Origin of the sequence: Hominifimenecus sp. rT4P-3, assembly GCF_051055405.1 — a bacterium.
GTDB lineage: Bacteria > Bacillota > Clostridia > Lachnospirales > Lachnospiraceae > Pseudolachnospira.
On record NZ_CP167068.1, the window covers coordinates 212,985 to 226,562 of the forward strand.

A 13,578-nucleotide genomic window follows, 5' to 3' on the forward strand; every position below is an offset into this window, starting at 1 on the left:
AAACATTGGGTGTATGATAGGGAAGGAAAAAAGAAAGGAGAAGACATGGAATTATTTATTGATACAGCGAATATTGATGAAATTAAAAAGGCAAATGATATGGGCGTAATCAGCGGCGTGACGACAAATCCGTCCCTGATTGCAAAAGAAGGACGTGATTTTAAACAGGTGATCGCTGAGATCGCTTCGATTGTCGACGGACCAATCAGCGGGGAAGTGAAAGCAACCACCGTAGATGCGGAAGGGATGATTCGGGAAGGGCGTGAAATCGCGTCCATTCATGAAAATATGGTAGTAAAAATTCCGATGACAGTGGAAGGTTTAAAAGCTTGCAAGGTATTGTCGGTAGAGGGGATAAAAACCAATGTGACGCTGGTATTTTCTGCAAACCAGGCGCTGTTGGCAGCAAGAGCTGGAGCGACGTATGTTTCTCCTTTTTTGGGCCGTCTGGACGATATCTCTGTGCCGGGGATCGATTTGATCCGTACCATTGCGGAGATGTTTGCCGTTCAGGCAATTGAGACGAAGATTATCGCCGCCAGCATCCGGAATCCGATTCATGTGACAGATAGTGCGCTCGCCGGGGCGGATATCGCAACGGTTCCTTATAAAGTAATTGAACAGATGACAAGGCACCCTCTGACGGATCAGGGGATCGCAAAGTTTCAGGCTGATTACAAAGCCGTCTTTGGCGAGTAAAAAAAGTAAAAGGGGATTTTTAGAAATGAAAAAAGTTGGAATGTTAGTATTGGCGTTGCTTGCATGCAGCATGATGATGGTTGCTTGCTCTTCGGATAAGGAGACCACAGCGGCAGAAACCACAGCGGCTGAGACGACCGCAGCAGAGACCACGGCGGCTGAAACCACAGCAGCAGAGACCACAGCGGCTGAGACGACCGCAGCGGAGACCACAGCGGCTGAGGCCGGTGCTTCCACGGAAGCAGGCGACGGCGCTCAGTATCTGGCGTGGACCAAGGCTGAGTGGGGCAAAGCTTCCGATGAAGAGAAGACGGCCGCTGCTAATGCTGTTTTGATGGACATCGGCGAGGCGATTATGCCGAACTTCTCTGAAATGATGGAAGAGGCAAAAACGGATGCAGGAGTGAAAGCTCAGCTTGATGGGCAGGTAGAAACTCTGGTTGGCCAGATTGATACCTTCTTTACGTCTGTGGACGATACTACAACGTTGCAGGCATTAGTGGATGCTTCCAAGCAGGTAGTAAACAGTTCTTCCACTACAGCGGCTCAATAAAATATAACACGTAATACCAGAAAGGAACCGTAACAGGATCCCTGTCTTTGTGGAGAGACCACAAGGGCAGGGATTTTTTCTTTTTAGAAAGAATAACAAAGCAAGAGAGACGCTTGTTTATCTATAAGTAAATACTTACAGATACTGTCACATCATTCATTCTGTTAATGGGATACAATGTGTGATAATATGAAAATACCAAAAAACATTTCCGGAAATGTAAGTAAAATATTATTTAAAAAACCCATGGGACAGATGAAGGAAGAGCTCTATGGAGGAAAAAATGGAGACAAAACAGGAAAGAGTATTGATAGTAGGGGCGCATGCGCTGGATTTCCTTTGGAGGTGCGGAGGCACGATTGCTCAGTATGCAAAAAATGGAAGCGAAGTAAAGATCATTGATCTGACCTACGGTGATCGGGGAGAGTCCAACGACGTATGGAAGCAGAATCCTGGAATCACCCATGACGAGGTACGTCAGATTCGCCGCAAGGAGGCGGAAACCACAGCCGGGATGCTGGGCGCCTCCATTGAATTTATGGAGTGGGAAGATCATCTGTTGGAAATGAATCGGGAACGCACCTTAGAGCTTTCCCGAAAAATGATGGAGTTTCAGCCGACCATCTTATTGACTCATTTTACGGCGGACCCGCTCAATTATGACCACCCGGTAACAGCCAATGCGGTTCTGTCGGCGCTGCGCTGTGCACAGGTTTCCGGTACCTTCCCGGATCTTACTCCCTGCGGCTGGGTCAAGGTGTTTATGTTTGAACCGGCGCAGCCAGAATTTGTTGGCTTTAATCCCAATGCTTATGTGGACATTACGGATGTGGTGGAAGATAAGATTGCGGCAATGCAGTCTACCCGCGCGCAGGAATATCTGATTTCTACCTACACGGCAAGGGCCGGTTATCGTGGCTATCTGGCCAAGAGAATTTCCCATGATAAAAAGGTAAAGGCAGCGGAGGCCTTTGTCCGTTTTAATCCTTGGGTAGGGAAACTTTTCTGTTAACAACAGAGAAAGGAGAGAAGGCGTGGATCGGAGAGAGAAATGGTTTCACAAGGGAAATTATATTTCCAGCGGACTCGTGGTTCTCTTGGGATTGTTTTTGGCAATTTATGCGGGGACTCATTACGATTACATGGACAAATATTCTCTGGGGCCTGGTTTCTATCCCATATGGATCGGCGTGCTGCTCGTGGTGGTAGGGCTCATTATGATCCTTCAGACGAAAAAGGGCCGCTTTCAGGAGAAGCAAAAGAAGGTTCCTGAGATTGCCAGTGTAAAGAGGTTGCTTACCTTTGGCGTTCTGGCCATTATGGTGCTGGTGCTGGCGACCGAATTAGGGATGGTGATCACCATGGTTCTGTTCCTGTTTTTTATGAACCTGTTGATTGAAAAACATTCGCCGCTCTATTCTCTGGTTGTGGGGATATTGACTTCCGCCGCTATTTATGTGGTATTTCATATGATTTTTTCCATCAACTTCCCAAAGGGAATATTGGGATTTTAAGTAGGGAAGGAGAAATATGGATATTTTTGCAAATCTTTGGGAGGGCTTTGGCAGCATCTTTCAAGTCAGTACGTTACTTTGTCTTTTTGCCGGGACCTTTTTGGGAACCATCGTAGGTGCACTACCCGGTATGGGAGCTAGTACCGGATGTTCGATTATGCTGCCCTTGACCTTTGGCATGAGCCCGTTAAATGCGTTGGTGCTTTTGATGGGAGTTTACTATGGAACTCAATACGGAGGAAGCGTTACGGCAATTTTGCTGAATATTCCGGGCACCTCCTCGGCGGCGATTACCGCCCTTGATGGAAATGCTCTGATGCGAAAGGGAAAGGGTGCAAAGGCTCTGGGTACCGCTCAATTTTCCTCCTTTATCGGCGGAATGATCAGCACGGTATTGTTAACCGTCTGCGGAGTAGCGCTGGCCAGACTGGCGTTAAAATTCAGCGCGCCGGAGTATTTTGCGCTGACCTTGATGGGATTAACTCTGGTATCGGGACTGACAGGAGATTTTCCGGCTAAAGGCTATGCGATGATGCTTTTTGGCATGGCGCTTGGATGCGTCGGAATCGACACGGTTTCCGGAATCGAGAGATTTTCTTTCGGAAACCTTTACATCGTAGACGGATTTAAGACCGTTCCAATTTTGGTAGGACTTCTTGGTTTCAGCGAATTGCTGGGAACCATTGAAAAAGGAAACGCTGAAAAGCAGGAAAATGGTCTGTCCGCCAAGGTGAGGAGCCGTGAAATGATTCCGAAAAAGAAGGACTGGACGTCGATTCTTCCGGCCAGCCTCAGAGGCACAGTCATTGGTTTTATTGTGGGAGCTCTGCCTGGCGCAGGCGCTACGATTGCCTCGGTTCTGGCCTATGGCTATCAGAAAAAACGGACAAAAAGTGAAGATTTCGGCGAGGGAGCCATCGACGGAGTTGCCGTGGCGGAATCCAGTAATAATGCGTCCACAGGCGGAGCTATGGTGCCGATGCTGGCTCTTGGCATTCCCGGTTCGCCGACCACGGCCATTTTAATGACTGCGTTGATTATGTTTGGGATGAAAACCGGCCCTCAGCTTTTCACCAGCAATGGAAATACGATCTGGGCAGTGATTGCCAGCATGTATGTGGGAAATGTCTTTTTGTTGGTCATTAATATTGCGATGATTCCTCTGCTGATTGGTATTCTGCGCAAAGCGGAAAAGATTCTGACGCCATTGGTCGCGACCCTTTGTATCGTTGGTGTGTATTCCCTATATGGGCGTTTGTTTGATGTCGGTGTTATGTTGTTTTTTTCCGTCATCGGTTATTTCTTAAAAAAATTCCGGTTCCCGATTTTGCCGCTGATTTTAGGCGTGATTTTGGGCCCGACGGCAGAAGCGGCTTTCCGTCAGGCGATGGTATTATCCGGAGGAAGTGCTGCGATTTTCTTTACCAGACCGATTGCCTGCGTAATGATGATTGTATGCGCCCTTAGTTTCTTCTATCCAGTGATCAAGCAACAACTTACGAAAAGGAGTAAAGTATGAAAAAGTGTATTGCATTCGCGCTCAGTATTCTCACTCTTATTGGTATGACCGCTTGCAGCAGCCAGGAAGCGCCGAAAGACACGACGGGGAGCGCCGAGACTGCCGGTGCCGCGACGCAGGCGGAAGCGGTTTCCACTTCAGAGGCAGCGTCTTCCGGAAGCTATACGCCTCAGAAAAATATTACGATTTTCGCTCCGTATTCGGCAGGCGGCGGCGTAGATAGCTGGGGCCGCAATGTCAGCGGCATGCTTTCATCCACTGGCCTGTCGGACAGCAACTGGGTCTATGAAAATGTAAACGGAGGCACCGGTCAGGTTGGATTGGGAACAGTGGTCTCCCAGTATACGGGAAATGATGCGGTTCTGATTCCCACGGCGACCAATTATCTGATTACCCCTTATATTCAGGGAAAAGAATACAGCTACAAAGATCTAACGATGGTGGCGCAGCTAGTGGTAGATTATCGGGTATTTGTGACGTCTTCTCAGTCTGGATATAAGACCATGGAAGATCTGGTGAAGGCCGGACAGGAAAAAGAACTGGTAGGAGCGCTTTCCGGTGTGGGCGGAATCGGTCATATCGCCTTAGAAATGCTAAAAAGCGCCAGCAGTATCCAGCTTCGCGCCGTTCCCTTTGACGGCAGTGAAGATGTCGTAGCTCTTTTGGGAAATCAGGTGGATGTAGGCTGTCTTTCCCTTAGCGAAGCGCTGCCTTATGTAGAAAGCGGTGATATGGTGATTTTAGCCGTTACCGCTCCGGAACGCTTGGAGGCGATTGCAGATATCCCGACTTGCAAAGAATTGGGTTATGATATTGAGTTGAAGACAGGACGTGGTTTTGCCATGCCGGGCGATGTCAGCGCGGAGGCAAGAGATTATTGGGCGGAGAAATTAAAAGCCCTGTTGGAGACAGATGAATTTAAGGCTTATCTGGAAACCTCACAAAATACAGTAGCCTATTTGGCTGGCGACGAATATGTGGCGGATTTGGAAAAAGATTATGATACCATGAAGGAGATCATGGTCCAGCTGGGGTTGGCAGAATAAGCGTATCAAAGAGGACAGGTAAAATGAATAGGAAACAAAATGAGATCGCATTTCTGGGATTTGGCGAGGCTGGCTTCCATATTGCCAGAGGGCTGATGGAGGATGGGCTTACCAATATAACGGCTTACGACGTTATGCAGGACGATCCGGTAAGGGGCGGCCTGATTCGCCAGCGAGCCGAGTCCATCGGGCTAACGCTTTCTGCTACGATGGAAGAAGCCTGCTGTACTTCCCGCTTTATTTTTTCCCTGACCACAGCGAAGGTAGCTGTGGCAGTAGCAGAGCAGGTCATGCCGATGCTGGAAGCCGGCCAGGTTTATGTGGACTTGAATTCGGTAGCGCCTAGCGTCTTGGAGGCCATTGATCAGATCCCCAGAAAGAAAGGCGTGTTGCTTTGCGATGGCGCTGTGTTGGGAAATGTGCAAAAAAACGGACATCGTGTCAGCGTTTATCTATGTGGAGATGGAGCGGAGCAATTTTACCAGGCGTTTCTTCCGTATCACATGCAGTTAAAGGTGCTGGATAAGCCGGTCGGGGCCGCCTCTGGAATTAAAATGTTGAAGAGCGTATATTCCAAAGGACTTCAGCAACTGGTAATGGAATTTCTTCTGGCCTCAGAAAGTTATGGCGTGCTAGAGGAAATGGTCACCAGTATCCACAATCCGATGGCGGGAAAGACCTTAGAAGAATACGCCAATGAGGCCATGCCCCGGATGATCGTCCACGCCGCACGGCGAGCGGAAGAAGTAAGAAATGCTGCGGAAACGGTTCTTGGCTTACATTTGGATGCCGGTATGACTTTGGCTGCTCAGAAAAAGTTTGAAAAAGTTGCAGCGCTGCATCTTCTAGAGAAATATCCGGATATCGGAACCATGAACTATAAAGAAGTGACAAAGCTGGTGTTGGAGGAGAGGAACGCTCATTGATTTTTTGCTGCCGGGCTCCTATAATGAATTTAGTGGAAGCACAACGCCTGCCTTTTAGGATTTGTGCTTAGACGTGGAAAAGGAGCGAGTGGATACGATGACAAAGCGGGATCTGGAAATCTTTGTGACAGTGGCGGAGCAAAAAAATATGAGCGCGGCGGCGCGTTTGTTGTATGTTGCGCCATCTTCGATTAGTCAGGCGATCTCCGCTCTGGAAAAGCAGTTTCATACCAAACTTTTTGAGCGTTCTGGAAAAAGGCTGGTGATCACGGAATCTGGAATCGTATTTCTCAATTACGCACGTCATATCCTGGCGATGTATCAAGAGATGGAAGCCGCTATGAACGCTGCCAGCGATACGAAACTGACGTTGAAGATTGGAACATCTCCTTCAGTAGGCGCGATTATCATGAGCAAAATGATTTCCGACTATTATCAGCAGGGGCATCAGGCCAATACGGAAGTGACGGTAAATACGGCCAATGCGATTATGGGGATGATTTTGGAAAATACGTTGGATCTTGGCCTGATTCTTGGAAAGGCGCCTTCTTCCATGGTTGTTTCCACACCGCTGTTTCAGGACGAGCTGATTCTTGTGTGCAGCCCGGATCATCCCTTTTCCGCGTATCAGTCGATCAAGCCGGAACAGTTGGATGGTCAAAAATTTATTCTCCGGGAGATCGGGTGCAGAACTCGTTCTCAGGTTGATCAGGAGTTGCTTCGGCATGATGTTCAGATACAAGAAATCTGGACCAGCAATAATATGGAAGCGATTCGCCAGGCGGTAATCGACAATCAAGGATTGGCGTTCCTGTCGCCTGTGGTGATCGATATGGAATTGAAAAATGGGAGACTCCATCCCATTCGGGTAGAAGACTTTTCCTTAAAGAGAACCTTCTATCTGATCTATCATAAGAATAAACTTGTTTTTCCTACCATGGATCAGTTTATTACCAGCTGTAAGAAATACAGTAAGCAAATCCGGATGGGAAATGACTCTTACTTTTCGTTGTTAAAGTGATTGTGAGGAAGAGCAAACCGCATGCTGGGAGGCTCTTCCTTCCTTTTTATGGATTCAGGAGGTATTACTATGTCAAATCATGTGGGCTTTCGGGCCTATACCAATTTAAAACGCCCATCTGCCAAGCTGATGGAAGCTTTTCGGGACATTCCGTCCAGCAATATCGCGGATCAGATGGGACGTCTGTATAATTCTGGTTCTGCATTAAAAGCATTGAACCGGCGGCCTTTGTTGGGGCCAGCTTTTACGGTAAAACTTCCCCAAGGGGACAACTTGATGCTCCATTATGCCATGGAAATCGCAAAGCCGGGAGATATCTTGGTGGTAGATGGAGAAGGAGATCTGGAGCATTCGCTGATGGGCGAGATGATGGCGACCTATTGCCAGAAGAGAGGGATTGGTGGTTTAGTCATCGGCGGCTGTGTGCGGGACATCGACGCGCTGGAAAAAATGGAGATTCCGATTTACGCTATGGGCGTTACGCCGCAAGGCCCTTATAAAAATGGACCTGGCGAGATCAATGTTCCGGTCAGCATCGCAGGTCTTGTCGTGATGCCGGGAGATATTATTGCCGGCGACGCGGATGGGATCGTGGCGATCCGTCCGGCGGACGCCGAAGAAATTGCCCGGGCGGCGCGAAAGAAATTTGAAGCGGAGAGCGCGGCGCTGGAAAAGGGAAGTTTTAATAAAAAATGGGTGTTGGAAACAATTGAAAAAAGCGAGGTTCAGATTATAACCCAGTAAAAGAAGGGCGGCAATCAGCCGCCCTTTCCTATAAGAAATTTTCCTATTGTGTTTCTATCCACTCGTTCATATATTTTTCGATGACGTCAAAAGGAGCGGGGCCGATATCCAGGAGAAAGCGGTGAAATTCTTTGAGGTTAAACTTCTCCCCTAAAGTGGTTTGGGCCGTTTCCTTCAGGTCTTCAATCTCCAACCAACCGATTACATAGGGAAGATAGGCGCCCGGTTCCGCTACCACGTAGTCAAAAATGCTTTTGACCGTTTCCGCATCGCCGTAGCCGAATCCGCTAAAAAATGTCTGAAGCTCTTCCAAAGAATATCCCTTGTAATTGACGTAGAGATCCGCCAGCGCAGAAAGCTCCAACGATAAACTATTGTTTAGCTGTTGCAGCAGGATAGCGGACGAGTCTGCATTGGTATTATACTCGTAGGATAGATTTTCTACGTATGTCGCCCATCCTTCGCTGTATCCGGTAAAGTTCAACAGGTGACGCAGATGGCAGGGTTCCGTCCGGTTAAAGTATACATTCTGATACAAATGCCCCGGATAACCTTCGTGGGCAAGCGTCGTGTACAGGCCGCCGGTGCTGCTGCTGCGGTTAATATAAATCGCATTTTCTGTGTTCCGGTCTATGGGAGGCGTCAAGAAAAATGCAGGGCTGGAATTTTGTTCCAGAGATTCATGCACATAGTTTACTTTGTAGCTGGTCCCAGCCAATTCCGGAAAATCTTTTGTGATCTTTTGTTTCAGATCTTCCAGCATATCCGTGGGTTCTGTTATTCCAAACTGGAAGGAATCAAATTTTTCCATCCAGTCCGGATCGCTCTGAGCCACCGTGCCGATTCCCATCACATCTTTTGCCATACGATTGGTGATTCGCTCGATCATTTCCTCCGGCGTCCAGGAAGAACCAGTACTGGAGGCGGCAAGGTACGTGTAATAGGCAATGCCACCCTGAAAGCCTGCCATGCCTTTTTCATTGGTTCCGCTGCCTTTTAAGGCGCGCAGTCCATCAGATAGCATACGGTAGGCGGGAATCACAAACTTCTCAATTTGTTCCTGATTTCGCTGGCAGTAGTCGGATTTTTGTTGGTCGCTTAGACCTTCTATTTCTTCCACTTTGTCGTTAAAGATATCAATCAGATAGTTGCTTTCCGGATTCGCAATAAAATTTTCACAGGATTCGATCACGCCGTCGACGGTTTCATCGCAAAAGAAGAGACCGGCTTCGGATTTGCGCTTCTCAAAATCCAGGATGGAAGCATAATAATCCGGCAATTTTTCCAGAAGCGCTAAGTAGGTATCAATGTCATTGATCTGATAAAAGGTGTATTCGGCCAAGAGCACGGGAAGCTGCGCTTGGATGCCCGTGGTAGGTCCCAGCGCTTCCGCGTAGAGCTCATAGTCCTCTGCTTGTAACTCCGTCGTAAGGTGGGCCATCAGAATGTCATAAGTCAGTTGCTGATCGCCGGATAAAAGCTCGTAGGAAAATGTGGAGAGCTTTGCGCGGGTATCCTTTAACGTTTGGATGGCTTCCTCATAAGCAGCGTTGCCGAAATCGCCAAAGGTGATAGGGATCTCTGTAATTCCCATGGCCGATGGGTCGGACAGCGTATAGTGTAAGGAAATCGTATCGGAAACTACATTTTCTAAGAACAGGTCTTCTATGAACTGATCAAATTCTTGCTGAATCTGATCCTTTTGGGGGGCAGCTTCGGTTGCAGCGTCGCTGCTTCCCGCGTCCGATTCCAAACTGGTGGAAGTCCCGGAAGGCGGCGCGGACTGGCAGCTTCCCAGCAGCAGAAGAAAGGCCAGAAGGCAAGCGATCAAGGAAAAAAATCGTTTTCTCATCATTTTATTGCTTTCCTATCTTTTCTATTTATTTTATACGGCATAGGGTTCATTTAGTCGTCTGCATTTTGATTTTCTGAGCTTACTTATGCTTTTAATGTGGACAGACCCTGAATGAATTCTGGGGTTGTGCCGCAGCAGCCGCCGATGATACCGGCTCCAGCTTGTACCAATACCTTCATATACCGAACAAAGTCTTCTGGGCCCATTCGGTAAACCGCTTCCCCAGTCGGGGTGATTGTAGGCATACCTGCGTTGGGCTTGGCGATAATCGGTACTTTGGCAACAGATTTCATCGAGGCGATAACAGCTTCCAACTGATCTGGTCCTACAGAGCAGTTTACACCTACGGCGGCGGCTCCCATCTCCTGCAAGGTTTCCACTGCCTCTACCGCGCTTCCCCCGTAGAGGGCGGAACCATCTGCTTCCAACGTCAGCGTACAGGTGACCGGAAGGTCGCATACGGAAGCAGCGGCATCCAGAATAGCCATAGCTTCATCCACGCTCATCAAGGTTTCAGCGCCCAGAAGGTCCACGCCGGCCTCAACCAGCAGTGAGATCTGTTCACTGTAGATTTCCAACAAGTGCTCATAGGTCATTGGGCCCCTAGGTTCTAACATTTGGCCGGTGGTAGAAATGTCGCCGGCGATGAGAGCCTTTCCCCCTACAGCTTCCTTGGAAATTCCGACCAGGCGATGAATCATCGGTTCGATCTGGTCCGACAGACCGTGGCTTTCCAGGCTAAAACGATTTACGCCAAAGGTGGGGGCGAAGACAATCTGGCTTCCGGCGTTGACAAAGGCTCTCTGCAAATCGATCAATACGTCCGGATGCTCCAATACCCATTGTTCCGTGCAAATCCCACGTGGCATTCCTGCTTTGATCAGATTGGAACCGGTGGCTCCGTCCAGAATAATCAAGCCCCTGGAGGCTAATTCGGCAAATTCTTGTTTGGTCATAGAGACCTCCTTTCAAGGTCAAAGTAATGAAAATGAACTTCCACTTTTTTCGTCCATGATACTTATCGAACATTATACCTTGAAATGGGGAATCTTTCAATCCAGCAACGGAATTTCCTAATAGAATAAAAAGAGCTGCTGCTTCGGTAGATCATGCACCTACCTTTGCAACAGCTCTCGCATGGTTATTTTATCGATTATTTTTTCTCGAAAGTGATTTTCGCTCCGCCTAAAGCTTCATCCGCAAAGATCAGTTTTCCATCTTTGATCTCTACTTCCATGTCCTCGCCGTCAACGGTCAAGGTATATTTGCCGCTTTTCTCTTCCCAGGTGCCTTCTCCGGTTTCGCCGGCCATATCCATCGAGAACGTCTTGTCATCCTTAGCGGTCAGCGTCATCTTGAAAGAATCTGCATCCTGTCCCATCTGCTTTGCAAATTCTTTGAAGTCCAGCGTGATTCCGCTTGCCTCTACGACAGAAGCTTCCCAAGTTCCGACGATTTCGGACTTGCTGCCGCCGCATCCAGCGAGCAGAGCCATTGCCAGTACAGCGACAAGTACCAGTGACATGATTTTTTTGCTTACCTTACTCATTTTTGTTATCCTCCTCACACATGATCTTGGCTTTTGGATGAAAATCATTTTTATTATTTTTAGTTTCCCATCCGTCCCCTTCGCCAACTGAGTAATCCTCGCATATTATACAACATTCATTAATGTTTGTACATAGTAAAATTTATGTCTAAAGAGCTTTTTTCTTTCGTAATTAATATAAAAATAGTACTTGATAAAATGAACGAATATAGATATACTACCATCAGTTGACAAAGGCACACATGGCCAGGTCAATGGAAGATATAAGAAAGTAATATCTGAATCAGGAGGAAATGCAGATGAAGTATGTTTGTGAAGTTTGTAGCTGGGAGTACGATGAGGCGGAAGGCTATCCGGAAGGCGGCATTGCGCCTGGTACAAAATGGGAGGATGTTCCGGAAGATTTTGTTTGCCCTCTGTGCGGCGTAGGCAAAGATCAATTTACGGAGGCATAAACAAGGCATAGAACACGATAGAATGGTGAAAGGCGGCAGGGAGAAATTCTTGCCGCTTTTCACCATTCTATAGGATTCCAAAAATTTGTGAAAAGCGTTCACAAATAGGATAAAAGGCGTTCCGGTGAGGAGTGCATTATGGCGGAAAGTATTTTCTAATACTTGCGCTGTTTTTGATTTTGCGTTATTCTAGTTTTAAAAGGATTCTTACCTTCAATTAACAAGGTGATGGAAGGAGAGAGGGGAACAAGGATGCTTTGTCCGAATTGTGGAAAATATCTGGAAGAGGGAACGCGATTTTGCAGCGGTTGTGGAAGTCCAGTCGGGATGGGACAATTTTCTCCGCAGGTGAAAAGAAAGACGGAAGAAGAAATACGAAAATATCGAAAAATAGGAATGATAGCGGTGGGATCTTGTGCTTTTTTGATTCTTTTTCTCGCGGTTTTATTGTACGTGACGCTCCGCACTCCGGGATATGAAAGGCCGATAAAATATTTTTTAGAAGGTATTGAAGACGCCGATGCCGAGCGGATGTTAAAGGGCATGCCAGAGATCTATTGGAAAATGAAAGAGGATTCAGATTGGACCCAGGAGGAATGGACCGAAGCCTGCCAGGAGGAATTGGATGAAAGACGGGAGGGAATCCATCTGCGGTTGTCCTATGAGGTCGCCGGCAAGAAAAAATTGAATTATGAGCACAGAACATTTTGGGAAAAACGCATGGAAGAGTATGGACTAGAGGATACGGAAATTACAGAAGGGTATCAGCTGACGATAAAGGTTACGGTGGAATCCAAGGATCATTACCGGGTCGATGATTTTATGGATGACTTTTTTCTGGACGGCGATATCCGAGGAAATAGTCTAAAAATGTCTGTCAGTGTTGGCAAAGTAGGCGGCGAGTGGGGCATTTTAGGAGGCCTTTTATACTAAGAGAGAAGAGAGGGAAGCGGGATGTTTTGTCCGAAATGTGGAAAGGAATTGGCGGATGGAAGCAAGTTTTGCAATAGCTGTGGAATGCCTCTGTCCGGAGCTTTTGTAACCGAGGAGAGCGAGTCGGTAAAGAGGAAGAGCCAGAATCGAAAAATCGGGATTCTCGTGGTATCCGCGGTCGTCCTGGTTGTGGCGGCCTTGATCGTCCTGATTGTAAGCCTTTTGAAAAGCGAATCTTATGAAGCGCCGTTAGATCATTTGTTTCAGGGCATACAGAAAAAGGACGCGGAAGAAGTCATAAAAGCATTTCCGAAAGATATCTGGGAAGCTTCTGACGTCAGTTGGGAAAAAGAAGACACCATGGAGTATCTCCAGGAAGAGTTGGAGGATCTGCTGGGGAGTGGCAAAATCAAAATTACCTATCAGATTTTGAAGGAAGAGGAGTATACGCAGAGGCAACGTAGGTCTTTGTCCAGGGATTTGCGAAGTTATGGAATGGAAGTGGAAGAACTGGATGAAGCGTATGCCCTAAAGATTCAGGTTTATTTAGAGGAAGATGATGGGTGGCAATTTGATATTGAGGATTTGCAGAGTTTTTTGAATTCCAATGCCCGTAATAGAGGGAGTTCTTTTAAAGATGAAGTGATTGTTGGAAAGCTGAATGGAGAATGGTGTTTGCTTGGAGGGCTGATGATGCCCTGGGGTTGACAGCTGAAAAAAAACATAGTAGAATGAAAAAACAATAGGAATTCCGAGTTTTTTGG

15 protein-coding genes are annotated in these 13,578 nt (G+C 47.4%); 12 read left to right on the plus strand and 3 right to left on the minus strand.

The genetic code is table 11. The features are described from left to right. The first annotated feature begins 45 nt into the window (after positions 1–45). The 9 genes from fsa (at position 46) to ACCC71_RS01045 (ending at position 8,022) form a co-directional block, all read left to right on the plus strand. Positions 46–699 carry a fructose-6-phosphate aldolase gene (fsa, locus tag ACCC71_RS01005; RefSeq protein ID WP_434310594.1) on the plus strand — a complete coding sequence of 218 codons (654 nt, stop codon included), beginning with the start codon at positions 46–48 and terminating at the stop codon, positions 697–699. A 25-nt stretch (positions 700–724) separates the two neighbouring features. Continuing rightward, positions 725–1,252 carry a hypothetical protein gene (locus tag ACCC71_RS01010; protein ID WP_434310595.1) on the plus strand — a complete coding sequence of 176 codons (528 nt, stop codon included), beginning with the start codon at positions 725–727 and terminating at the stop codon, positions 1,250–1,252. A 283-nt stretch (positions 1,253–1,535) separates the two neighbouring features. Beyond that, positions 1,536–2,264: a PIG-L deacetylase family protein gene (locus tag ACCC71_RS01015; RefSeq protein WP_434310596.1), complete on the plus strand. Its 729-nt coding sequence runs from the start codon at positions 1,536–1,538 to the stop codon at positions 2,262–2,264. A gap of 22 nt (positions 2,265–2,286) precedes the next feature. Then, positions 2,287–2,766 (plus strand): tripartite tricarboxylate transporter TctB family protein, encoded by a 480-nt coding sequence (locus tag ACCC71_RS01020; RefSeq protein ID WP_434310597.1) that lies wholly within the window; start codon positions 2,287–2,289, stop codon positions 2,764–2,766. Positions 2,767–2,782: 16 nt separating this feature from the next. Beyond that, positions 2,783–4,285 carry a tripartite tricarboxylate transporter permease gene (locus ACCC71_RS01025; protein WP_434310598.1) on the plus strand — a complete coding sequence of 501 codons (1,503 nt, stop codon included), beginning with the start codon at positions 2,783–2,785 and terminating at the stop codon, positions 4,283–4,285. Further along, positions 4,282–5,331: a Bug family tripartite tricarboxylate transporter substrate binding protein gene (locus ACCC71_RS01030; RefSeq protein ID WP_434310599.1), complete on the plus strand. Its 1,050-nt coding sequence runs from the start codon at positions 4,282–4,284 to the stop codon at positions 5,329–5,331. Before ACCC71_RS01025 ends, ACCC71_RS01030 begins: the two co-directional genes overlap by 4 nt. Positions 5,332–5,354: 23 nt before the next feature. Further along, entirely contained in the window at positions 5,355–6,257 is a 903-nt protein-coding gene (locus tag ACCC71_RS01035) for a DUF1932 domain-containing protein (protein ID WP_434310600.1), read from the plus strand. Positions 6,258–6,354: 97 nt separating this feature from the next. Then, positions 6,355–7,278 carry a LysR family transcriptional regulator gene (locus ACCC71_RS01040; RefSeq protein WP_434310601.1) on the plus strand — a complete coding sequence of 308 codons (924 nt, stop codon included), beginning with the start codon at positions 6,355–6,357 and terminating at the stop codon, positions 7,276–7,278. Positions 7,279–7,347: 69 nt separating this feature from the next. Next, positions 7,348–8,022, plus strand: coding sequence for an RraA family protein (locus tag ACCC71_RS01045; RefSeq protein WP_434310602.1), 675 nt, complete (start codon positions 7,348–7,350; stop codon positions 8,020–8,022). A gap of 43 nt (positions 8,023–8,065) precedes the next feature. Here the strand turns inward: ACCC71_RS01045 and ACCC71_RS01050 are convergent, their stop codons facing one another. The 3 genes from ACCC71_RS01050 to ACCC71_RS01060 all read right to left on the minus strand — a co-directional run bounded on the left by ACCC71_RS01050 (position 8,066) and on the right by ACCC71_RS01060 (position 11,426). Further along, positions 8,066–9,877 carry a DUF885 domain-containing protein gene (locus tag ACCC71_RS01050; RefSeq protein ID WP_434310603.1) on the minus strand — a complete coding sequence of 604 codons (1,812 nt, stop codon included), beginning with the start codon at positions 9,875–9,877 and terminating at the stop codon, positions 8,066–8,068. Between the two features lie 83 nt (positions 9,878–9,960). After that, on the minus strand, positions 9,961–10,833 hold the full coding sequence (locus tag ACCC71_RS01055; RefSeq protein WP_434310604.1) for a homocysteine S-methyltransferase family protein: 873 nt from the start codon (positions 10,831–10,833) through the stop codon (positions 9,961–9,963). A 197-nt stretch (positions 10,834–11,030) separates the two neighbouring features. Next, positions 11,031–11,426: a lipocalin family protein gene (locus ACCC71_RS01060; protein WP_434310605.1), complete on the minus strand. Its 396-nt coding sequence runs from the start codon at positions 11,424–11,426 to the stop codon at positions 11,031–11,033. 299 nt (positions 11,427–11,725) lie between these two features. On the opposite strand from ACCC71_RS01060, the gene ACCC71_RS01065 reads away from it, so the two are divergent. The 3 genes from ACCC71_RS01065 (at position 11,726) to ACCC71_RS01075 (ending at position 13,522) form a co-directional block, all read left to right on the plus strand. Beyond that, positions 11,726–11,881: a rubredoxin gene (locus ACCC71_RS01065; RefSeq protein WP_434310606.1), complete on the plus strand. Its 156-nt coding sequence runs from the start codon at positions 11,726–11,728 to the stop codon at positions 11,879–11,881. Between the two features lie 252 nt (positions 11,882–12,133). After that, positions 12,134–12,814, plus strand: a complete 681-nt coding sequence (locus tag ACCC71_RS01070; protein WP_434310607.1) for a zinc-ribbon domain-containing protein — start codon at positions 12,134–12,136, stop codon at positions 12,812–12,814. A gap of 21 nt (positions 12,815–12,835) precedes the next feature. Continuing rightward, positions 12,836–13,522 carry a zinc-ribbon domain-containing protein gene (locus ACCC71_RS01075; RefSeq protein ID WP_434310608.1) on the plus strand — a complete coding sequence of 229 codons (687 nt, stop codon included), beginning with the start codon at positions 12,836–12,838 and terminating at the stop codon, positions 13,520–13,522. Positions 13,523–13,578 lie beyond the last annotated feature (56 nt).